The 21191-nt window shown below is 49.3% G+C and carries 24 protein-coding genes and 1 pseudogene; 10 read left to right on the top strand and 15 right to left on the bottom strand.

Annotated elements, in window-relative coordinates; all coding sequences use genetic code 11:
* Positions 1-30 precede the first annotated feature (30 nt).
* Complete coding sequence (locus tag EIZ37_RS25835; RefSeq protein WP_167568626.1) at positions 31-249, top strand: hypothetical protein; 219 nt, start codon at positions 31-33, stop codon at positions 247-249.
* Between the two features lie 30 nt (positions 250-279).
* Here the strand turns inward: EIZ37_RS25835 and EIZ37_RS02350 are convergent, their stop codons facing one another.
* Positions 280-750 carry a hypothetical protein gene (locus EIZ37_RS02350; protein ID WP_134682953.1) on the bottom strand — a complete coding sequence of 157 codons (471 nt, stop codon included), beginning with the start codon at positions 748-750 and terminating at the stop codon, positions 280-282.
* Positions 751-936: 186 nt separating this feature from the next.
* On the opposite strand from EIZ37_RS02350, the gene EIZ37_RS02345 reads away from it, so the two are divergent.
* Entirely contained in the window at positions 937-1311 is a 375-nt protein-coding gene (locus EIZ37_RS02345) for a cupin domain-containing protein (protein ID WP_235827871.1), read from the top strand.
* Positions 1312-1380: 69 nt separating this feature from the next.
* Here EIZ37_RS02345 and EIZ37_RS02340 read toward each other — a convergent pair whose 3' ends face one another.
* The 6 genes from EIZ37_RS02340 to hutU form a co-directional block, all read right to left on the bottom strand.
* On the bottom strand, positions 1381-2034 hold the full coding sequence (locus EIZ37_RS02340; protein WP_134682952.1) for a YczE/YyaS/YitT family protein: 654 nt from the start codon (positions 2032-2034) through the stop codon (positions 1381-1383).
* A gap of 332 nt (positions 2035-2366) precedes the next feature.
* Entirely contained in the window at positions 2367-2651 is a 285-nt protein-coding gene (locus EIZ37_RS02335) for a 4a-hydroxytetrahydrobiopterin dehydratase (RefSeq protein WP_134682951.1), read from the bottom strand.
* Between the two features lie 98 nt (positions 2652-2749).
* The gene (locus tag EIZ37_RS02330) at positions 2750-3487 is read right to left on the bottom strand and encodes a class I SAM-dependent methyltransferase (protein WP_134682950.1); all 738 of its coding nucleotides are present in this window, start codon (positions 3485-3487) and stop codon (positions 2750-2752) included.
* Between the two features lie 61 nt (positions 3488-3548).
* Positions 3549-4526 (bottom strand): formimidoylglutamase, encoded by a 978-nt coding sequence (hutG, locus tag EIZ37_RS02325; protein ID WP_134682949.1) that lies wholly within the window; start codon positions 4524-4526, stop codon positions 3549-3551.
* Positions 4516-5817 carry an imidazolonepropionase gene (gene hutI / locus EIZ37_RS02320; protein WP_134682948.1) on the bottom strand — a complete coding sequence of 434 codons (1302 nt, stop codon included), beginning with the start codon at positions 5815-5817 and terminating at the stop codon, positions 4516-4518. Before hutI ends, hutG begins: the two co-directional genes overlap by 11 nt.
* Positions 5818-5821: 4 nt before the next feature.
* A complete protein-coding gene (gene hutU / locus EIZ37_RS02315; RefSeq protein WP_134682947.1) occupies positions 5822-7486 on the bottom strand; it encodes a urocanate hydratase in 1665 nt (554 codons plus the stop codon).
* A gap of 237 nt (positions 7487-7723) precedes the next feature.
* Here hutU and EIZ37_RS02310 point away from each other — a divergent pair, with 237 nt between their 5' ends.
* Both EIZ37_RS02310 and EIZ37_RS02305 read left to right on the top strand, forming a co-directional pair.
* Positions 7724-8284: a biotin transporter BioY gene (locus EIZ37_RS02310; RefSeq protein WP_205683770.1), complete on the top strand. Its 561-nt coding sequence runs from the start codon at positions 7724-7726 to the stop codon at positions 8282-8284.
* A gap of 316 nt (positions 8285-8600) precedes the next feature.
* Positions 8601-9272 carry a hypothetical protein gene (locus EIZ37_RS02305; protein WP_134682945.1) on the top strand — a complete coding sequence of 224 codons (672 nt, stop codon included), beginning with the start codon at positions 8601-8603 and terminating at the stop codon, positions 9270-9272.
* A gap of 232 nt (positions 9273-9504) precedes the next feature.
* Here EIZ37_RS02305 and EIZ37_RS02300 read toward each other — a convergent pair whose 3' ends face one another.
* Together EIZ37_RS02300 and EIZ37_RS02295 are read right to left on the bottom strand one after the other, a co-directional pair.
* Positions 9505-10788, bottom strand: coding sequence for an APC family permease (locus EIZ37_RS02300; protein WP_134682944.1), 1284 nt, complete (start codon positions 10786-10788; stop codon positions 9505-9507).
* A gap of 19 nt (positions 10789-10807) precedes the next feature.
* Positions 10808-11001, bottom strand: a pseudogene (locus tag EIZ37_RS02295) (DUF1272 domain-containing protein).
* Positions 11002-11251: 250 nt separating this feature from the next.
* Here EIZ37_RS02295 and EIZ37_RS02290 point away from each other — a divergent pair.
* Positions 11252-11431, top strand: coding sequence for a small acid-soluble spore protein H (locus EIZ37_RS02290; protein WP_134683299.1), 180 nt, complete (start codon positions 11252-11254; stop codon positions 11429-11431).
* A 218-nt stretch (positions 11432-11649) separates the two neighbouring features.
* Here the strand turns inward: EIZ37_RS02290 and EIZ37_RS02285 are convergent, their stop codons facing one another.
* Both EIZ37_RS02285 and EIZ37_RS02280 read right to left on the bottom strand, forming a co-directional pair.
* Positions 11650-12342, bottom strand: coding sequence for a deoxynucleoside kinase (locus EIZ37_RS02285; RefSeq protein WP_134682943.1), 693 nt, complete (start codon positions 12340-12342; stop codon positions 11650-11652).
* A 56-nt stretch (positions 12343-12398) separates the two neighbouring features.
* Entirely contained in the window at positions 12399-13031 is a 633-nt protein-coding gene (locus EIZ37_RS02280; protein WP_134682942.1) for a deoxynucleoside kinase, read from the bottom strand.
* Positions 13032-13198: 167 nt separating this feature from the next.
* On the opposite strand from EIZ37_RS02280, the gene cysK reads away from it, so the two are divergent.
* Positions 13199-14125: a cysteine synthase A gene (gene cysK, locus EIZ37_RS02275; protein ID WP_134682941.1), complete on the top strand. Its 927-nt coding sequence runs from the start codon at positions 13199-13201 to the stop codon at positions 14123-14125.
* Positions 14126-14267: 142 nt separating this feature from the next.
* On the opposite strand, the gene dpsA is transcribed toward cysK, so the two are convergent.
* The 3 genes from dpsA to EIZ37_RS02260 form a co-directional block, all read right to left on the bottom strand.
* On the bottom strand, positions 14268-14804 hold the full coding sequence (dpsA, locus tag EIZ37_RS02270; protein WP_134682940.1) for a DNA starvation/stationary phase protection protein DpsA: 537 nt from the start codon (positions 14802-14804) through the stop codon (positions 14268-14270).
* A 45-nt stretch (positions 14805-14849) separates the two neighbouring features.
* On the bottom strand, positions 14850-15935 hold the full coding sequence (splB, locus tag EIZ37_RS02265; RefSeq protein WP_134682939.1) for a spore photoproduct lyase: 1086 nt from the start codon (positions 15933-15935) through the stop codon (positions 14850-14852).
* 70 nt (positions 15936-16005) lie between these two features.
* Positions 16006-16209 carry a hypothetical protein gene (locus EIZ37_RS02260; RefSeq protein ID WP_134682938.1) on the bottom strand — a complete coding sequence of 68 codons (204 nt, stop codon included), beginning with the start codon at positions 16207-16209 and terminating at the stop codon, positions 16006-16008.
* Positions 16210-16344: 135 nt separating this feature from the next.
* Between EIZ37_RS02260 and EIZ37_RS02255 the strand changes: the two genes are divergently transcribed.
* Positions 16345-17589 (top strand): DUF4179 domain-containing protein, encoded by a 1245-nt coding sequence (locus EIZ37_RS02255; protein WP_167568625.1) that lies wholly within the window; start codon positions 16345-16347, stop codon positions 17587-17589.
* Between the two features lie 74 nt (positions 17590-17663).
* On the opposite strand, the gene thiD is transcribed toward EIZ37_RS02255, so the two are convergent.
* A complete protein-coding gene (thiD, locus tag EIZ37_RS02250; RefSeq protein WP_134682936.1) occupies positions 17664-18458 on the bottom strand; it encodes a bifunctional hydroxymethylpyrimidine kinase/phosphomethylpyrimidine kinase in 795 nt (264 codons plus the stop codon).
* A 106-nt stretch (positions 18459-18564) separates the two neighbouring features.
* On the opposite strand from thiD, the gene EIZ37_RS02245 reads away from it, so the two are divergent.
* The 3 genes from EIZ37_RS02245 (at position 18565) to EIZ37_RS02235 (ending at position 21170) form a co-directional block, all read left to right on the top strand.
* The gene (locus EIZ37_RS02245) at positions 18565-19353 is read left to right on the top strand and encodes a sensor histidine kinase (RefSeq protein ID WP_134682935.1); all 789 of its coding nucleotides are present in this window, start codon (positions 18565-18567) and stop codon (positions 19351-19353) included.
* Positions 19354-19368: 15 nt separating this feature from the next.
* Entirely contained in the window at positions 19369-20025 is a 657-nt protein-coding gene (locus EIZ37_RS02240; protein WP_134682934.1) for a response regulator, read from the top strand.
* Between the two features lie 188 nt (positions 20026-20213).
* On the top strand, positions 20214-21170 hold the full coding sequence (locus EIZ37_RS02235) for a metal ABC transporter solute-binding protein, Zn/Mn family (RefSeq protein WP_134682933.1): 957 nt from the start codon (positions 20214-20216) through the stop codon (positions 21168-21170).
* Positions 21171-21191: the final 21 nt, after the last annotated feature.

Below are 21191 nucleotides of genomic sequence, written 5' to 3'. Positions count from 1 at the left end.
GTCTCGAATGATGCGGAAATGGAGTGGGTTATGAATATGGTAACAGGAAAAAGATACCACTATTATCGCATAGTGGTATCTTTATGGGAACGGATATATTTTTGGGGCTACTATGGAACTAAGCGAATGTGCTTAGTGGTACGCTTTGGCATCATCAATGCTTTGGTGATGGGAAAATCACGTTTTTTAGTCGTTGCTCTGATTCAATTTCCAACCTGGCTGATAATTGTCGGTATCTCTTTTCTATAGGTCACGATCTGCTGATAAGAGAATTTATTCCTAGATTCCGCAATGATATACATACAAGTCGCCTTCAACCAACCTGTTGGAGTATGCGATCATTTTATCCAAACAATGGATTATCTCTTCACGGTTGAAAACCAGCTTTTCATAGTGCCCCTCTTGTTCTGTACCGTCTGCCATGACGAAATCTCCCGTAAGTTCTATCATCTTCGGCGCATATTGAAACAAATCTCTCCACGCAGTGCAAATCCCTTTTAGTGCAGGTGCCGATTCGGCATCGAATAAAGTTACCCCGTAATAGTTCAATCCCTTGCCCGGTGCAGTTGCCCTCGAGGCGGGATTTTTACTAGGCACCCAATTCAGCGTGTCGATGATATATAAAATAAAGTCATCAGGAATAACCACAGAATCGATCACACTGGGATGATTCTTTCTCTCCATCCAAAAATGCCGAATGTCCACTGTATGCGGTACTAGATAAAACTCATGTTCTAATGCCATATCCATTCTCCTATACTCCATTTGTATTGCTTTGGCGCCGGGAAGCAGCTCGTGTGAATCGCCGTTCCACAAAGTAATTAGCCCAGCAGTTTCAAAATCCTGGTATAGTTGAGATATTCGTAATGTGCTGACACAAACCATCCTAGCTCGGGCTTTTTCACATTACATCATGCAAATTGGAGATGATGGAAAATGAAAACGATGAAAGGCGTCAATTTTGAAAAAGAATTGGCTGAGGTTACGGAATATTGGTCACCTCGGGTGGTAGGAAGAGTCAACGATCAATATCTCAAGGTGGCCAAATGCAAAGGAGAGTTTGTTTGGCACAAACACGACAATGAGGATGAGTTATTCTTAGTGGTTTATGGCCAGTTGCGGATAGAATTCGAAGATGGCGCAGCTGTACTTGAAAAAGGCGATTTTACTGTAGTTCCCAAAAACACCCTGCACAAACCGGTTGCCGATGAAGAATGCGGGATCGTATTAATTGAAACCATAACGACTCTTCATACCGGTGATACAGTGACCTCTCTGACGAAAACAATCGACCAGCAGCTTTCAAATTAAGCCCATCAACAGTCTGTATTGACCCTAAAAAACCACCACGCAACCATATTGACGTGGTGGTTTTGTTTCCTAATCTACCAGCTGTGCTTGCGGTGTATTCCCATACGGTTTTGCCATCATGCGTTCCCACAGGGGGATGAACTGTTTGATCAAGGGTCCAATTGCTACTGCCGTTACCAGCGTACCAACCGATACCGGCCCACCGAGCAAAAATCCTGCCAGAGTGACCGTGCATTCAATCCCGATTCTGACTTTGCTGATGCCCCAGCCCATTCGTTCATGTAAGGCAAGCATGAAGCTGTCACGCGGTCCTGCCCCCACTCGCGGTGAGATATACATCCCCGTTCCAAACGTGTAAATAAGCAGACCGGCAGCAAACAAGCCGATCCTCTCTCCCAGCGTTTCGCCAACAGGGAGCCAGTTCAACCACATGAACAGGTCGATAAACAGCCCGAAGAAAATCATGTTCAAAAACATCCCTGCATTCGGCTTGATCCTGCCGATTACATAGGAGGCGAGAATAATGAATGCGCCAGCGATTTGCGACCAGATCCCGATCGTCAGTCCAAATGTCTTTTGCAGTCCGATATGCAGCGTATCCCACGGCGCAACTCCTAGATTCGCCTCAATCATCATCCCGATCCCGTAGGCCATGACAGCCAACCCTGCCATAAAGACGCTGTAGCGAATCACTAGCGGATGAAGCAACATTGCTCTTTCCATGATGTGTTTCCCCTCTTTTTTTGGGTAATGCCCCCATTTTTCATGGCTTATTTTGCGCTCAGGGGAGGGGATTGGCTAAACAGCGTCCATCGATTTCTCTCCATCCTTGCGATCACCATCCTTGGCCTTTTGTTTTTCCGCAGCCTTTTTCCACCCGAAAGATATGTACGATACGTTGTCCCCTATACCTGACGAAGTTATTCCATGTTGCCAGCAGTCTTTTCCCCATTTTCATACAATTCATATTCTTTGTCTACCCAAAGCAACTCTTTCCTGATGATTGGGAGCATAACAAATGTAAAAAACCGCCAAAAGAGGCGGTTAGAAGGGAATTAAACCAATTTATTGATTGTCTGTGCCAAGGCAAAGTCTTTTCCGGTCAATCCGTTCGCCTTGCGGGTGGAGAGCGTGAGTGTCAGCTGATTGTCCATGAGCTTGATCTCTAGGTGCTCGTGGTCCTGCCCGATGTACTCGGCGATCTGGTTGATCAGGCGAACAGCGGAATGAAAATCATCACAAGAAAAAGTACGGGACAAAGCCAGCGGATGATCAACCAATTTCCAGCCAGGAATTTTCCCGAGGTTAAACTTCACCTGTTCCAGCGTTAATTTACTCATGTGGTTCCCCTCCTTTTGGCAAAGTGAACGTAATGCCTTACCACATCCTATTCACGTCCATCGGAGGTTAGTCACAACAATCTTGTCCGTATGCTTGCCTATTTCTTGTGGGCGAAAAAGATCATCCGCGGAGAACGCTGTGAATCAAAGCCGGTGTAGGTATAGTCGCCAAACAATTGAATCGCAGTAAACCCGGCCTCGACAAGCATCGCCTTCATCTCGTCCGCCTCGAATAGCCGCACTTGCTCCATATACTCACGCGGTTCATCCGCTTCCGCATCCTTGACGACAATCTTTTTCTTCACATAGCCGTCCTCGATCCAGCGTGTTTCCTCGATGTAGAGTCCCTCGATCTCTTTGGTTGATTCCGGGATCAGATTCGCTTTTACGTAAGCCGGGTTCAAATAATCAATGACGACCTGACCGCCTGGCTTCAACGACTTCGCCATATTGGCAATCACTTGTTTGTGCTCCTCGTCCGTGGAAAAATAGCCAAAGCTGGTGAACAAATTCACCACAATATCGAATTCGTCCGCAAATGGGATCTTGCGCATGTCGTATTGATAAAAGGCTAAATGGTCGTATGTGTTCTGATCTTCAGCAAGCTGCAATAAAACAGGAGATAAATCAACCCCGACAACCTCATAGCCTCGTCTGGCAAAAGCGCGGGCATGTCTTCCGCTTCCACAGCATAGATCAAGCACGCGCCCCGACTCTTTGATCGGCAAACAAGCAAGCAGATTCGCTACCTCTTGATCTGCAGATTCTTCGTCCCGATGACGATAAACCAGGACGTAATCTTCGCGAAAACTGCGTTCAAACCAAGCTTCTTCCATTCTTTTGGCCTCTCCTTTTGTAAGTTGCTTTCGCCATTATACCACATGTTGAATGGAAGTTTTACGCTTTCAAACGCGTACGTACACCTGCGAAAAAGGAAAGCAGTGTATGGCAGGCCGAACGGACGGAGACACCGGCGATATCACGCAAAGGGTCCAGTTCTACCAGATCCAGGGCCAACACTTTCGGCTCCAATCCCAATAGAAAAACAGCCTCAAACAGCTCCCATGCCATCATCCCCCCAGGCGCTGCCCCCGGCGATCCGGGACATTGCATGGCATCGAGCACATCCATATCCACGGTGACGTAGATCAAGTCAACCTTTGCCGCCAATTCGGAAGCGATCCGACGCACCAGCGGCTCGGTGCCGATTTGACGCAGCTGGCGCATTGTATAGTAGGTAATGCCTTGCTCGCGCACATAATCCCGGTAAGCCACTGCGTTGGAAAACCCGTGAATCCCCAATTGCACGATATGCTCGCCCTTGATCACCCCATCCTCAAGCAGACCGCGAAAAGGAGTGCCGTTGCTCGGACCGCCATCTTCCAGATTGCGAACGTCAAAGTGAGTATCAAATTGGATCAGGCCGATGGTTTTTCCCGGGTGCGCCTTGGCAAATGCTTTTAGGGATGGCCTGGTAATCGAATGGTCGCCACCGATGACGACAGGCAGCATAACCGGCTCCTCCTGATACAACAGCGCCAATCCCTGTTCGATCTGATCCTGACAGCGCAAGATATCCGTCGTATGCATGGCGATATCTCCCATGTCACGGACGATCAGATCGCTGACATCTACATCAAAGTCCGCGTACCAGGTACCAAAGCCCTTCCAAGCCAAGCGCAGCGCATTAGGGGTTTCACTGGCGCCTGATGCGCTGATCGAGGAACGGGAAAGGGGAGCCCCGATGAGCCCCACCTCCACCTTTTCTCCTGGCTCCCACGGTTGGATCCACTGGCTCGCTTTGGGGTCGAGACGATCAGCCCCGCCCAGACGATTGATCAGCCCCGGTGGTCGCAAATACGGATTAGGATTCATAGACCAGCTTACCCCCCTCTACGACGACCTCGCCATTTTTCAAGACCGTATCGGTATGATTCACCCCGTAGTGATATTGCAGGTGCTGATAGGTTGGAACATTCATGATCAGGATATCCGCCTGCTTGCCTGCTTCCAGACTACCCACACGCTCCGCTTCCCCGATCGCATGAGCCGCATTGATGGTTGCAGCCACGATGACTTCCGCAGGTGTCATTTTCATGTTCAAGCAGGCCAGATTCATGATCAGCTGCAGATTTTCGGTAGGCGATGATCCGGGATTGCGATCGGTAGAGAGTGCCACCGGGACACCGGCCTCGATCATGCGACGGGCGCGCGCCGGTGCAGTCATCAGGAAAAAGGCAGTGCCCGGCAGCAGCGTAGCGACGACACCGGCTTTGGCCATAGCCTCGATCCCTGCGTCAGAAGCCTTGAGCAAATGGTCGGCCGAAATCGCCCCGATCCGCGCCGCCAGCTCCGCTCCCCCCATCGGCTCAATTTCATCCGCATGTATTTTCGGACGCAGCCCGGCCTGTTTGCCTGCCGTCAAAATTCGCTCCGACTGCTCGATGGAAAAAACACCATGCTCACAAAAGACGTCGCAAAAGACGGCCAGCTCCTCCGCAGCGATGCGCGGCAGCATGTCGTTGATGATCAGCTCTACATATTGATCAGGCTGTCCTTTATATTCGGCAGGGATTGCATGTGCGCCCATGAACGTCGAAATGAGATCGATCGGGTGGGCTTGCGTCAGCTTTTTCGCGACCCGCAGCTGCTTCAGCTCATCATCAACCGTCAATCCATACCCGCTCTTTGCTTCAACCGTCGTCACGCCATGCTGCAAAAACGAGTCCAGACGCTTCCAGGTTTGCGCAAAAAGCTCCTCCTCACTCGCGGCTCGCGTCATCCGTGTCGTGGCCAATATTCCGCCACCCTGCTGCAAAATCTCCAGATACGTCGCACCATTCATACGCAGCTCCAGCTCATATTCACGGGAGCCGCCGAACACGACATGCGTATGGGGATCTATCAGCCCCGGCATGACGAGCTTACCGCTTGCATCGATCTCCTGAATCGATTCGTCCGCGATCCCCATTTCTTTGACCGCTTGCAAGACTTGGGCTTCCTTTCCGACCTGCACGATCTTTCCCTGGTGAATCGCAATCACTGTATCCTTTTCTTCCCGAATGCCAAGATCACGCATGCCCTCCCTGGTGCGGGGTTTTCGATTATCCCCTGCCAAGGTCAGGATCTGGCTGGCATTACGAATGATGGTCGTTTTCTTCTTCATTACCCTACTCCTTCATCATCGGGATCCGGACCCCTTTTGCCTTGGCGGTCTCGATCGCTTTCTCATAGCCTGCGTCTACGTGCCGCACTACCCCCATGCCTGGATCTGAAGTGAGCACGCGTTCCAGACGGCGGGCCGCTTCCGGCGTACCGTCCGCGACGATCACCATGCCCGCATGGAGAGAATAGCCCATGCCGACTCCACCGCCATGATGAACAGATACCCAACTTGCTCCATTCACTGCGTTGATCATCGCGTTCAGAATGGGCCAATCGGCTATCGCATCACTGCCATCCTTCATCGCCTCGGTCTCCCGGTTCGGCGAAGCCACCGAGCCGCAGTCCAAATGGTCACGGCCAATGACGATCGGTGCCTTCAACTCCCCTCTGGCGACCATGTCATTGATGATCCGGCCAAATTTGGCGCGCTCGCCATATCCCAGCCAGCAGATCCGGGAAGGCAAGCCTTGGAAAGCCACTCGCTCCTGCGCAAGCTTAATCCAGCGAACAAGCGCCTCATTTTCGGCAAACTCGCGCATAATCACTTCATCTGTCTTGTAAATATCCTCGGGATCCCCCGATAACGCGACCCAACGGAACGGACCTTTCCCTTCGCAAAACAACGGACGGATGAAGGCCGGCACAAAGCCCGGGAACGCGAAGGCATCGGCAATTCCTTCTTCCTTGGCCACCTGCCGAATATTATTGCCATAATCAAAGGCAACCGCTCCACGACTTTGCATATCGAGAATCGCCTGCACATGCTTGGCAATGCTTGCCTTCGCCAGCCTGATGTACTCGTCGGGATCTTGCTGGCGCAGCTTGGCCCCATCTTCCAGAGAAAGGCCGATCGGCAGGTACCCGTTCAGCGGATCATGGGCAGACGTCTGGTCCGTCACCAGATCCGGAATTTCTCCACGGCGTACCATCTCGGGCAGCACTTCCGCCGCATTGCCTAGCAGTCCGATAGAAAGAGCTTTCCCCTCAGCTTTTGCCTCTTTTGCCAAACGCAGCGCCTCGTCGAGATCATCCACCATGACATCGCAATAACGCGTATCGATCCTGCGCTGGATTCGTGTCGGATCACACTCGACCGCGATCACCACGCCTTCGTTCATGGTAACGGCCAGAGGCTGAGCCCCTCCCATGCCGCCGAGTCCTGCCGTGACCGTAATCGTTCCTTTTAGGGAGCCGCCAAAGTGCTGTCTTCCCGCCTCGGCAAACGTCTCATATGTACCTTGCAATATGCCTTGGGTGCCGATATAGATCCAGGAGCCGGCAGTCATCTGCCCGTACATGATCAACCCCCGCTTCTCCAGATCGCGGAACACATTCCAGTTGGCCCATGCCGGCACCAGATTGGAATTGGCCAGCAAGACCCTCGGCGCATCGGGATGTGACTTGAATACCGCCACCGGCTTTCCGGATTGAACCAGCAATGTTTCATCTTCCTCTAATGTTTTCAATGTTTCGACAATGGCATCAAAGCTTTCCCAGTTGCGCGCTGCTTTGCCAATGCCACCATATACAACCAACTCCTCCGGTCGTTCAGCTACCTCCGGATCAAGATTGTTCATCAACATACGCAATGCCGCTTCCTGAACCCAGCCTTTGCAATCCAGTTCGCTTCCTCTTTTTGCTCGCAGGATACGCGATTGACTTTGCTGCATGGCAAGTCCTCCTCACAAATGGTTTTTGGATAACTGCTTCTATCAGTAAGTACAACATATCGGATGAAAGCGCTGCAAGTCAGTGGAGCAGCACGTTAGCTATGTATTCCTTTATCTGGGTAAAGAATCCGTTTCCCCTTCACAAGTATATGTAGTAGAAACCGTTGACAGCGCTTTTCCTAAATGTTAACCTACACTCGTACATAAGTTAACAAACATGGAGGTGTCCACATCATCATGCAAACTCGTTTACGCGGACTTATTCTATCTGCTTTATTCGCGGCGATTACGGCTATTTTGGCACAAGTGACCATCCCGCTCCCGCTCGTTCCGATTACCGGACAAACCTTGGCGGTGGGCTTGGCTGCGACGATTCTCGGCAGCCGTTTGGGCACGCTGTCGATGCTGTTCTACGCATTGCTTGGCGCGATCGGCATCCCCGTATTTTCGGAAGCGGCCGGCGGTTTTCAAGTGATTCTCGGGCCTACAGGCGGATACATCATCGGGTTTATCGTGACTGCTTTTGTGATTGGCTTGATCATCGAAAAAACACGCTTTACCTTTACGAACGCCATGATTGCCAATATCATCGGTATGGTTGTCACTCTAGCGATCGGTGTGGTTCAGCTGAAATTTGTGACTGGCATGACTTGGGATGCGGCTTTGGCTGCAGGTGTGTATCCATTCATCGTCGGAGGAATAGTCAAAGCGGTGATTGCTGCTTATATCGGAATCATCGTTCGAAAGCGGTTGGCCCAAGCAAAGCTTTTGCCTGCTCCCGTCCAATCATTAAAATAAGAAGAAGACCCGGAGCTTCGCTTAAGACGTTTTCTTTTGAATCACAAAAATTGAATTCGCAACACAAATAGGGTACGGAATCGCAATGGTTCCCGTACCCTATTTTTTATTAATAGATCAGGGATTATAAACATTAGGCATATAAAATCGCTTGGCAAATCGCAATATAATTTTTACAACAGGAAGGATATAATTTATATGAAATAAGAGAGATCAAGCCAAAGGAAAAGAAAACTTGTTAGAAGTTTGCGTTTGTCAAAATTCAATATTAGTCCTTTTGTAACGAGGCAGGTTAATAAAAAAAAGGGTGTGCAATATGAAAAAAGGATTATTGATTTGTATTACGATAATGTTGACGCTATCTTCGGCTTGTGAAAATGTTGAAACAACATCAACTACAAAAACATCAAATACTTCGAATAATAGCGTAGAAAATGCAACTGTTTCCAAAGGTGCAGATACTTCTCAAACAAATACTGCCAGTGAGCATGAATCTGAAACTGATGAGTCCATTATTCCACAAAATCCCGCTGAATATTGTGATGGGGTATTTACAACTTTGGATAGTGAAACTGAAAAGTCTTTCTATGGAACTTGGAAAGTTGAGAAACTTTTGGGGTTTGCAAATTCATACAATGATGCTTCCGAATATCCAACAGGGCAAAAAATTATTGGTGATGAATTTATCATCAAAAAAGACTTCTTTTCATCAAAAGGACTTAAAAACTATAATGATTATCAACATGAACTGAAAAACCCATTATATAGGCTTGATTTTATATGCTATAACACAGACTCTTTTTATCGTTTATTTAAAACAGATCCCGATCCTTTACATATAAAAATAAATGATAAAGTAAAATACATAGTAATCAATGACTCTTCTACAAAACTTGGCATACCTCTAAGCTTTTTTATTGTGAATAATGATCGGCTAATCTTGTTATTAGAGGCAACATCTTTTGAACTAAAAAAAGTCACTGATTAAATGAATTGAGGTTATGTAATAAAAAAAGCTGATGCCTAAGATAGAAGGATATTTTTAACAAAGTTGAAACATAGAGAAAAAGCATGACCTATTCTACATGTGAATGGTCATGCTTTTTCTCTTGTTCATTCATATGATTTTTTGCATTTTGTAATTCAAAAGAGAACGTCTTAGGCTTAGCTTCGGGTCTTTTTGTATTAGCGAATATCCGAAAGTTTGCGTGTACGGTGTTTTACATAGCTCGATCACCAATAAGCTTCCTTCTTTTTTCCAAAATCGTGAGGAAAAGCAGAATCGCCAGCGGATACAACCCCGACCACCCAAGGGAAGGATACAGACCGAGTGATACGATCAGCGAGATCCATGCGGACAGATGGCCGATCTTGCTGTCTTTGAGCAGCCGAATACCGGCAAGGCATCCTCCAATATAGGTAGCAAAAAAGGTAGCGTTGGGCAGTTGAATCAGCTGTGTCAGCGTGAAAATTTCACTGGCTAGCAAGAAAAGGACGAGAAAAAAGAAAAGCAGGATAAAAGCAAGCCCGCCGATCGGGGTATGGTATCTTGGGTGCATCACACCAAACCATTTGGGCGCGATTCCTTGCTGGGAGAGCGAAAAGGCAATCCGCGCGGCCGCACTGACATAGGCATTGCAGGATGCGATACAGATAAACAGCGCGGTCACGGCGACGACCCACCCGCCTACCGGTCCGAGCGACAGCTGCACCATCACGCTGAGCGAGGCTGCCGACATGTCGTTGCCATAGCTGTGTGTAGCCACGGTCAAATAGGCGACGCCAAAATAAAGCAGCGCGACAAATCCGGCACTCCATAAGACACCGCGAATGGCATTTTTCCGCGGATCAACAAATTCTTCGGAAAGATGGGTGACCGCTTCCCACCCGATAAAGCACCAGAAGATGAGACCAGCCGTCTGCACGACACTTATCCAGCCATGCGGCATAAATGGTGTCATATTCGCCTGGTCGACATGTGGAATCGCTGTGACGATCGCCAGCAAGATAATGGCAATAATCAGGGACACGACAATCGTTTGCACCTTGCCGGCTAGCTGCAAACCAAATACGTTCAAGATAATCACGGTTAAAAAGATTAAAGCAGCGACCGTATAAAGCTGTACATTCCCCCAGTTCAGCAAGATAGCCACATATTTGGCTCCGGTCACGGCCAATACTGGTCCTCCGATCGGTACCGCAAGCAGAAAAAACCAGCCCACGGCATTCCCGTACCGATTACCGAAAGCGAGCCGTACAAAATGGGACACGCCGCCGGAATTCGGATATTTCGCAGCTAACAGGCCCATCGTGATCGCCATCGGAATGACCAGAACCGACATGACCAACCAGGCAATCATGGAGGCAGGTCCAGCCAGTTCAGCCGTAAGCCCAGGAATCAGCAGGATCCCGGAACCGACCACAGCCCCCATGTAAAGGGCCGCAATCTGCGGCAGCGACAACGTTTTTTGAAACACCGATTGTTTCACCGATGCGTTTTCCATATGATGTTCCCTCCTTCCTTTAGCGGATGCGGATGGTATTTACCCGTTTCGGTCGGCGTACAAGCTCTCCATTGCAATTCGGGCAGATGGCATTCATCTCACTTGTGCAATCACGACAAAACGTGCATTCATAACTGCAAATGTATGCTTCTTGATCGATACCTACAGGTGCTTCACATCTCTTTCACAACAAGCTCTCATCTCCAGCGTCATCAACTTCGGCTCCTTTTCCTTTTCTTGGATTTCATCATACTAACGTTACTGACCTTTCATAAAGGTGCAATTTTAATAATATGTATAAGGTCAAAATACAATTCGATACGATCCTTTGTGACGAACCGGAAAAATAATGTGAACTTGTTCTATTTTGCGGAGGGCGATATCTACTTCAAGGCTTTATGGAATACTGCTTGCAAAGCGAGCAAATATTATAGCTGTTACTTTGGAAAAGGAGGGAATACTCATCCATATTCAACGTGCCCAAGAGATTGCAGCATCCCCTGTCATGGCTCAAGTGACTTACAATGGAAAACCCATCTATATCCAACACGTCGATGAGAAAAATGAGCTGGCGCGGATCTATCTTCTCGATCAGCCAGAGCACGAAATTGATGTCCCTTTGCAACAGCTGACTGAAGAATAGCTCACCTCCGCAAATGAGAAAACTTGACGCAGCCAAGTCTTTGGCGGAGCCTTAGCTGCAATAATGAAAAAGACCTCAGCGGCTATCCCGTTGAGGTCTCTTTCTTACTGTATTCAAAATGTATAAACTACGAGAAAAATCAACCTGAACCAGCATGAAAAACTTCCGCTAAAGAATGACTCGACAACTTCTTCGAGAGGACTTCAATTGGGTTTTTCTTAATTGTAGGAACGAATCGAACGTCCCAGGTTGATTTTTTCGGCTAAGCGAGGAAGGATAACCTCGACAGAGCCTTTATCTTCCACGCAATTGTACTCGTTAATGTTGATGCGCAGCACTGGGCAAGCGGAGAAGTTCGTAATCCAGTCTTCATACCGTCGGAACAAATCTTCCCAATACGCAAGCGGGGTCTGCTGTTCCATCGGACGTCCGCGTTCTCTGACGCGCTGCACGATTTCATCAAAGCTGCCTTCCAGATAAATGAGGACATCCGGATGCGGGAAATAAGGAGTCATCACCATGGCCTCGAACAGCTGTGTATACGTCTGGTAGTCATCCTCGCTCATGTGGCCTTGCTCGTACAAGTTTCGCGCGAAGATTCCCGTATCTTCGTAGATCGATCGATCCTGGACGAAGCCGCCGCCATACTCAAACATCCGCTTTTGCTCTTTAAAACGTTCTGCCAAAAAGTAAATTTGCAGATGGAAGCTCCAGCGGGAGAAATCATCATAGAAAAGTCCCAGGTATGGATTGTTATCCACCTTTTCTACCGATACACGAAAGCCCAGCAATTCTGCCAATGCATGCGTGAATGTTGATTTTCCTACGCCAACCGTACCGCCAATCGTAATAACCGCATTATGAGGGATCCCGTATTTTTTACGAAGTTCGCTATTTTTAAAATCAGTCATGAAAAAGCTAACCCCTTATCCTATAAACTGAAAACACGTATGAAAAGACAATAAAATTATGATACCGGTTGATTGATAAATGGTGCGATCTTACTGAGTACAAAGCGCAGATCATCCGGATTATGTACATAATCAAGGTGATCGCAGTCAAATGTTAAGACTGGCACTTCCGGATGGCGGATCTGGAACTGCTCCATAAACTCTTGGTAATCCGCAATCAGATTTTCCATATAATGCGTATCCATATTTCGTTCCACTTCGCGATCACGCATGGCGATCCGCTTCATGACGGTTTCCAGTGATGCGGTCAAATGGATAACCAGGTTCGCTTGCGGGGTATCTCTTGTCAAGATGTCATAAATTTGCAAGTATTTGGGCAAATTATTCTCGTCCAGTGTCCGTTTTGCAAAGATTGTGTTTTTAAAAATATTATAGTCAGATACTACAGAGGTTCCTTTGTCCAGATGATATGTTCCAATATCCTGCAATTGCTTGTATCGATTGCAAAGGAAAAACATCTCGAGCTGAAAGCTCCATTCTGCCATGTTTTGATAAAAGTTGCTCAAGAACGGGTTTTCATACACAATCTCCTCCAACAGGGTAAATCCATATTCCCTGCTGATCGCACGCGACAAGGAGGTTTTCCCAATCCCGATTGGTCCTTCCACAGTGATAAATAATGGCTTCATCTTGTTATGCGATCCTCCCCCAACTGATAGAGCGAATACTATTGTACCATGCTTGTCCTTGTTTGTCGAAATGATTCGAGTATCTTCGACAAAATGCTATCCGCATTCCTTTTAAACCGATATGATATAATGGATTATCTCGCAAAGCGATGAAGGAGTGAGTATGCATGCGTGTTGCAGCACATATGGGAGAACTGATCGGACAAACGCCTGTCGTACGGTTGCGCCGCTTAGTCGACCAGCAGATGGCAGAAGTGTACCTCAAATTGGAAAAATGGAATCCTAGCGGCAGTGTAAAAGATCGCGCCGCTTACCATATGATCGTCGACGCAGAAGAGTCCGGCCGCCTTCAGCCGGGAGCCACTATTATTGAGCCTACCAGCGGAAATACGGGGATTGGCCTGGCCATGGCGGCAGCTGTGAAAGGCTATCGCGCGATTCTAGTCATGCCGGATACGATGACCCGCGAACGGATTGACCTGCTGAAAGCCTATGGCGCCGAGGTCGTCCTCACCCCTGGAGGAGAGCGTATGCCCGGTGCCATCCGCAAAGCACAGGAATTACTGGAGCAGATCCCTGGCAGCTTTATGCCGATGCAATTTGAAAACAAGGCAAATCCGGAAATCCACCGCAGGACGACAGCCAGAGAAATCCTTACCCAAATGGAGGGGAATTTGGACGCGTTTGTCGCGACGGCGGGAACAGGCGGAACCATTACAGGCACCGGAGAGGTATTAAAGGAGGAGCTGCCTCATATCCATATCGCGGTGGTGGAACCAGCTGGCTCTCCCGTTCTCTCTGGCGGAGAGCCCGGCCCGCATAAAGTGGTGGGGACAAGTCCCGGATTCATCCCACCGGTCCTGAATCAGTCCATTTATGACGAGATTATACAGATTACCGATGAGCAGGCATTGGAAACCACACGAGCGCTGGGGCGTCTGGAAGGCATTCTTGTCGGACCTTCCTCCGGTGCAGCTGCCTTTGCTGCCCTTCAAGTGGCAAAGAAGCTCGGTCCGAATAAAAAAGTGCTCGCCATCTGTGCGGACAGCGGCGAGCGATACCTCTCCATGCGGGAGCTGTTTGGCGGCGAATAACAGGTAATTTTCCCCCATGATCCAGATCTTCTATGAGATCATGGGGGGTTCTTTTTTACCAATCAACCTGATCCAGCATGAAAAACTTCCTCTAAAAAGGTACTCGACAACTTCTTCGAGCGGGCTTCTGTTGAAGTATTTCTTACAGAACCCCCAGTGTGTCATCTCCCAGAATATGCTCGATGTGGTGGACATCGAACTCCAAGGTCTGTAAATGCTTTTTCAGCATCGCCTCTGTACCATAATCCCCGGCATTCACGGCAATCCGGATCATGTCGCGAACGCGCATGATGATTTGCTGGTAGGCACCCATATCGTTGGTCAGCATCGTGCGCAAACCAAACACGCCTTCTTCCTCCGGCACAAAAAGACTCAGCTCTTGCTGTTTGCGCGGGGTCGATATCGGATAGGCTCCCAAAACGGTAACACGCTCCGCCACTTCATCCGCAATCGTCAACAGATTGGTCGCCATCTCATCCAGCAGCAGATGCAAATCGCGGAAATTGGGACCTTCCAATACCCAGTGATGCTTTTTCAGTTGATGGTACAGGGTATACACACTTGCTAGGGCCACGTTGAGCGCATCACTGATCTGCTTTGCCTGCATCCGGTCCAACCCGATCGGATTTTCTTTCACTTCCCCGAGTTTTTGCAGGATCATCTTCTGCATTCCAAGCATGTGAGCTTCCCCCTCTTGTCGGTTTGTTTCCACCTTATTATGGACTCAGGTGAAATACTCAATGCGAGCTTGCGGGAAGTGACGGGCGATTTCACGCTCCAGATGGGCCTGCAGTGCCTTTGCTTGTACATCGGGGTAAACATATTTGCCTCTGCCGTATTTCCCCCACTTGTATTTCCGCTCCTCTTCGTTCATCTCCAGCTTGGTTTTCGGATAGCGCTTCAAGATCAAATGCTTGGCGACCTTGGTAAAGCGATGCTGGATCAGCTCAAAGGTGAGATCTTGCTTTGCTTCTTCTGTCAGCTGTTCACTCAGCTTCTCTATGAGGCTGGAGTACCCCTGCTCCCATCCTTCATGCCAATAGAGCGGGGCGAGGATGAAGCCAAGCGGATAGCCTGCTCGGGCTACTTTTCCCGCTGCTTCGATTCTTTGCTCAAAGGAGGACGTTCCCGGTTCAAAGTGTTTGATCACGTAATCGGCATTCATGCTGAAGCGAAACCGCGTATGCTTGTTGTGCTTGGCATCCAGCAAAGAGTCTACATGGTGAAACTTGGTCACAAAGCGCAGCCTTCCATGCGGTTGACGCCCCATAAATTCGATGGCACGCTTCAAGTTGCCGGTAATGTGCTCGATGCCGACCGGATCCGAGGTGCATGCCGCTTCGAAGCGTGTGATTTCCGGCAGCCGCTCCTGGATGTACTTTTCGGCCTGCGCAAAAATGTCGTCCGTATTGACGTACACACGCACATACGGCTTCGATCCAATGTTGGTGTTGAGGTAGCAATAGTGACAATGTGCGGCGCAGCCGGTTGCAAGCGGAAGCGCGTATTCGGCGGATGGTTTGGAAGGCTCAAATTTTAATGTCTTGCGGACGCCGACCACGAGTGTTCGCTTGGCATTGCGATACTGCTCGATTTCGTTTTCCCCTGGAATGCCGCGAACCTGATTGTGGCTCGTCGTCATTCGGATTGGAATCTGCTCCTTCTCGTAACGCGCGTACAGCTCTTTCCCCAATGGATATTCCAATGCCTGTGGTTCGAAGAAAACCAGATCAGGCACAAAGAGGGAAGACCTTGTCTTGGATTGTTGATCTTCATGTTCTTTTGGTTTCTCCAACAATGCATTGGCCATTATCGGATCCCTCCTCTCCGGGTAGTATCCCCGAGCGAGGTGATGGGTAAGTTGGGGGTTGGTGGTTCCTTCAACGGTCGCGGAACTGCTTCAGCAAAAGCGTCGCCCGCTCTTTTTGCTCAGCCGCTACCAGCACTTGATATACATAGATCGATCGCTTTTCCTTGGTGGTAATCTTCACACGGATCCCCTGATTTTCCAAGTATAGCCGCAATGCCTGTGCCGCCCGCGGCAGCCCGTAGGATTCGTGTATGGCAATCCATTTGGTCAACATACAGTCTGCTCCGCCCTTTCTCACACGGTCTTACCATAAAATAAGCGAAAACTGGGCGGATGGTGCGAAATACGTAACGTTACGGCCACTTGAAACGTCTTTTCAATGATCAGATAGAAAAAGGCGGTGCCTGCAGTGAATCGAAACAATCGCTGGTATTTACCCATCGTAGTCGGGTTGATCATCCTGACTCTGACCATTATCCGATTTACTTCGCCTGATGAAAATGTTGTGACAGACCCGTTGGCAGGGCCAATCACCATCGAGGAGCAGCTTGGGCATGATCCGGGTCTTTTGACCGCGTGGCAGAATGATTTCGCGCAACAGATCGATGCGGTTGATGAGCATGATGGTGTCCGTTTCCATGTCCAGCAGATGATCGCAGATGAGCTGCGCATGGCCATTTTGTATACGTTGGAATCGACGATAGAGGGTCGTCCATTTGCCATCACCGACTTGAAAATGACCGATGAAAACGGCAATAGTCTGCGGGCAAGTTACTCATATGGTGATCCGAAGCATACGACAGATGAGCGAGTCCAAGACATGGTTGACATCACGTTTGCTGAAGGGGCCGGACTCCCTCATCAAATTACGCTTACCTTTACGGCGGCTTTAAGCGGTACGGATCAACTACCGCTCCCCCCGAATGGAGCTACGAAAACCTATTCGGTGACATTCCCGGTCAAGCAGGAACAATTCAAAGGGAAAAAGCGGGATTACCCGATCAATCAAAGTGTAACGCTTGCAGGGCAGTCGATCACCGTAAAACGCATCACCATGTACCCCACAAAAACAGCGGTGGAAATGATGTACGACCCGCAGAATACCCACAAGATCTTTGGGATCGACAACCTGCGAATTGTGAGCGAAAGCGGCAAAGAGTGGAAAAGTACGGATGGGCTGACAATCTCGCAATTGGCGGAAGACCATGTGATCTACTACTTGGACAGTGCTTATTTTTCCGCTTCAGAACCATTCCGCTTAGTTGCAGATAGCATCCGTGCCGTACCAAAGGATCAGCTTGATGTAGTGCTCGACATACGCAGCCAAAAACTTTTGAAGACGCCGGACGATTCCATTTCCTTGGAAAGGTTCGAGACTGGAGAGGATACAGCAACGATTGAGTTTGCTGTCAACGAAGATGATCGAAATGCGCCTGGGAATCCTACTGCGCATCTGTTCTTCTCGAGTTTCACCGATAATCTGGGGAAGCAGTTTGAATCGGCGGAGCATTTTTACCGCAATGGAGAAAAGCAAGCGCGGGTGGGATTCACCTTGGAGGATTATACGTACGCTCCCAACCGCACGATGCTTACCTTGCGCTTGTCTGACTATCCCGCACGGCTGGATGGAGAATTTTCGATTCCTTTGCAGTAACGCATCCATGAAAAAAAACCAGCTTTTCACCTTGATGAAAAAGTTGGTTTTTTTCATGTATCCTCATGCATGGGTTAGTCAATGGACGCCCAATGGTTGGTCGGGCCATGTCCGCCGCCCAACTGAGGGGCTGTGGCAATCGCTTGAATGATGAATCGTTTGGCCTGCTCAACGGCTGCAAGGATATCCGTCCCTTTTGCAAGTTGGGCCGTCAATGCAGCTGAAAATGTGCAGCCGGTTCCATGGGTGTGTCTGGTATGGACCCGCTGATGCCCAAACGTGTGGAATTGTTCGCCATCATACAGCAGATCGGTAATTTGATCGTCTTCCATGTGCCCGCCTTTGACGATCACATATTTAGGGCCCATTTGATGGATCAGCACGGCCGCTTCCTTCATGGCGGGCAGATCCTTGATCGTCATCCCCGTCAGGCATTCAGCCTCGGGAAGATTGGGCGTGACAACCATGGCGAGCGGCAGCAGCTGCGTTTTCAGCGCCTCAATGGCTTCATCCTGAAGCAGCTTGGCTCCCCCTTTTGCGACCATGACCGGATCCACTACGACTCGCTTGACCCCATGCTGCCTGATTTTTTCCGCTACCGTTGTAATGATCGGCGCGTCAAACAGCATCCCGGTTTTCAACGCATCCGTGCCAATATCGCGTAACACCTCTTCAATCTGCTGGGCAACGGCGTCCACACTCATCGGGTAGACAGCTGCCACCCCCAACGTATTTTGGGCGGTAATGGCGGTCAATGCACTCATGCCATACACCCCCAACTGATGAAAGGTTTTGAGGTCAGCTTGGATGCCAGCTCCGCCGCCGCTGTCCGAGCCTGCTATCGTAAGCGCTCTGGCTAGTGTATTCATCGATTTCTACTCCCCTCGCCATACGTCATTCTCGTTCCAAGTATATCACCAGCTTGACCCATTCGGTATACTAGTAATGAAATGGGAGATAAAGGTTGGGAAAAGCATGACATATCGCAAGCTCTACTTTTTAACGGTTTTCGTCCCCCCGCTCGTCATCGGCACCTTCGAATTTTTGCGGCATGATTGGTTGCTCGCCTACATTCCGATGGAGACGGGCAATTTGCTGATCACGATCATTTCCTTTGCGATCTCCTTCTTGTTTGCCTCCTGGGTCTTTCGGATGATCCGCCGGATGAATGATCGGCTTGTGGAGGAGCAAGCTCGCCGCGCGGTATATGAGGAGCGAGAGCGGCTGGCTCGTGAACTGCACGACGGCATTGCCCAATCGCTTTTTTTCCTGAATGTGAAGCTGCGGCAAGGTCATGTAAACGAAGCGCGTGCTGCTGTATCCGAAATTGACAAGCATGTACGGCAAGCGATTTTCAATTTGCGCGCCTTGCCGGAAGAAGGCAGCTTTCCACAGCGCTTGGAAAAATGGCTTACCCAGTGGAGTTCGCTGACCGGTGTTGATGTCGATTGCCTGATGGAGATTCCGGAATCAACCTTTTCTCCTGCAGAAGAAGTGCAGCTGTTCGGCATCGTGCAGGAAGCCTTTGCCAATATTCGAAAGCATGCGGCTGCCAGCCATGCTACCCTCACCTTGCAGGTCAAGGCTGAACGACAATGGAAGCTGGTTATTACAGACAACGGCAGCGGCTTCGACCAAGGCGCCATCTCGGCTGATCATTACGGCATCGTGATGATGCGCGAACGGGCTGAAAAGCTTGGGGCCATGTTTTCCTTATCTTCACAGCAATCCGGCGGCACCATGCTGTCATTGCATTCCAAATAAGGAGGGGAAAAAACGTTGCAATATCGTGTACTGATCGCAGATGATCACCCTATGGCGAGAGCCGCCATCCGCAGTTTGCTGGAACAGGACTCCTCTTTTTCACTGATTGGAGAAGCAGCCGATGGACAAGAAGCGTTTCGCCTGTGCAGCGAGCTGTCCCCTGATCTGATTTTAATGGATATCAACATGCCGAAATGGGATGGCCTGAAAGCGACAAAAGAAGTGAAAAAAGCGTTCCCCCATATGAAAGTGGTCATCCTGAGCGTCTCGGATGATGTCGGCGACCTGATTACGGCCATTCAATACGGCGCACAAGGGTACCTGCTCAAAAATTTGGAGCCGGACGATTGGCTCAGCTACTTGCATGCTTTGCTTGATGAAGATGCGGACATCCCTCGGGATCTGGCCTCTCGATTACTCCATCGCTTTCGCAGCGAGCAAGTGGAAAATGATCCTGATCCAAGCGTGCTGACGCCGAGAGAGAAGGAAATTCTCCTCTTCATCGCGGCAGGTAAAACCAATCGGGAGATCAGCGAAGGGCTGTTCATCGCTGAAAATACCGTGAAAAATCATATCAAAAACATCCTGGAAAAGCTGCATCTTTCCAATCGGGTTCAACTAGCTGCCTATGCAGTGCGTCATGGCTTAAACAATGAATCGATAGGCAAGTGACCTTCTAACACTTGCCGCATATGCTATTCATCATCAACCATTCAAGCTGCCTGCAGGAACACTACTTTTGCACAAAGGAAACTTTCTTTCGTGAGGAAAATAGTGTTGCCGCAGGTCATTTTTTTGTGCTAAAGTTGCACCAAGGAAACTTTTGTGTATATAGAAAACAATATTGAGGAGGGACAAATATGTTTGTGGGAAGCAATTCTTCGCGTCGATTCTGGTATTTTGGAATGGTATGTTTGCTCGCTTTTTCGTTGGCGATCACGGGTTGCACCCCTTCGGACCAACCATCTGCACAGACGGATGGAAAGTGGCAGATCACTGCGACCACTGGAATGGTCGCAGATATTGTTGCCCGCGTAGGCGGAGACAAGGTGAACGTCACTCATTTGATGGGCCCTGGCGTCGACCCGCATTTGTATAAAGCATCTCAGGGCGATATCAAACGGATTGAACAAGCCGACCTGATTTTTTACTCCGGGCTTCATCTCGAAGGCAAGATGGTAGATATTCTGGAGAAAATCGGCAAGCAAAAACCGGTGAAAGCGGTCACCGCAGGCATCCCCGAAAATATGCTGCTGAGCAATCCTGCTTCCCCGCAAGCATTCGATCCGCATGTCTGGTTTGACGTATCCCTATGGATGAAGGCCGTAGAACAGGCACGCGCCGATCTGGTGGCTTTTGACCCCGCAAATCAATCCGTCTATGAAGCAAACGCCAGCAAATACCTGAAAGAGCTGGAAGAATTGCATCAATATGCGATCACTCAGCTGGCTACCATCCCGCAAGAACAGCGTGTTCTCGTCACAGCCCACGATGCCTTTGGATACTTTGGGCGTGCCTATGGCGTGGAAGTCTTGGGATTACAGGGCATCAGCACCGCCTCCGAATACGGATTGAAAGACGTGCAAACCTTGGTCGATACGCTCGTTTCGCGCAAAATCAAAGCCGTCTTTATCGAGTCCTCCATCCCGAAGCAATCGATCGAAGCTGTCGTCCAGGGCGCAGCCGCCAAAAACCATACCGTCGTCATTGGCGGAGAACTGTTTTCCGATGCGATGGGGGCGCCCGGCACACCGGAGGGCACTTACATCGGGATGGTCAGACATAACGTCGACACCATCGTAAAGGCGTTGAAATAATTCAATGCCCAAAAAGGAGGA

This window comes from Brevibacillus migulae, assembly GCF_004521915.1.
Classification (GTDB): Bacteria; Bacillota; Bacilli; order Brevibacillales; family Brevibacillaceae; genus Brevibacillus_F; species Brevibacillus_F migulae.
This window is presented reverse-complemented; position numbering and strand designations above follow the sequence as displayed.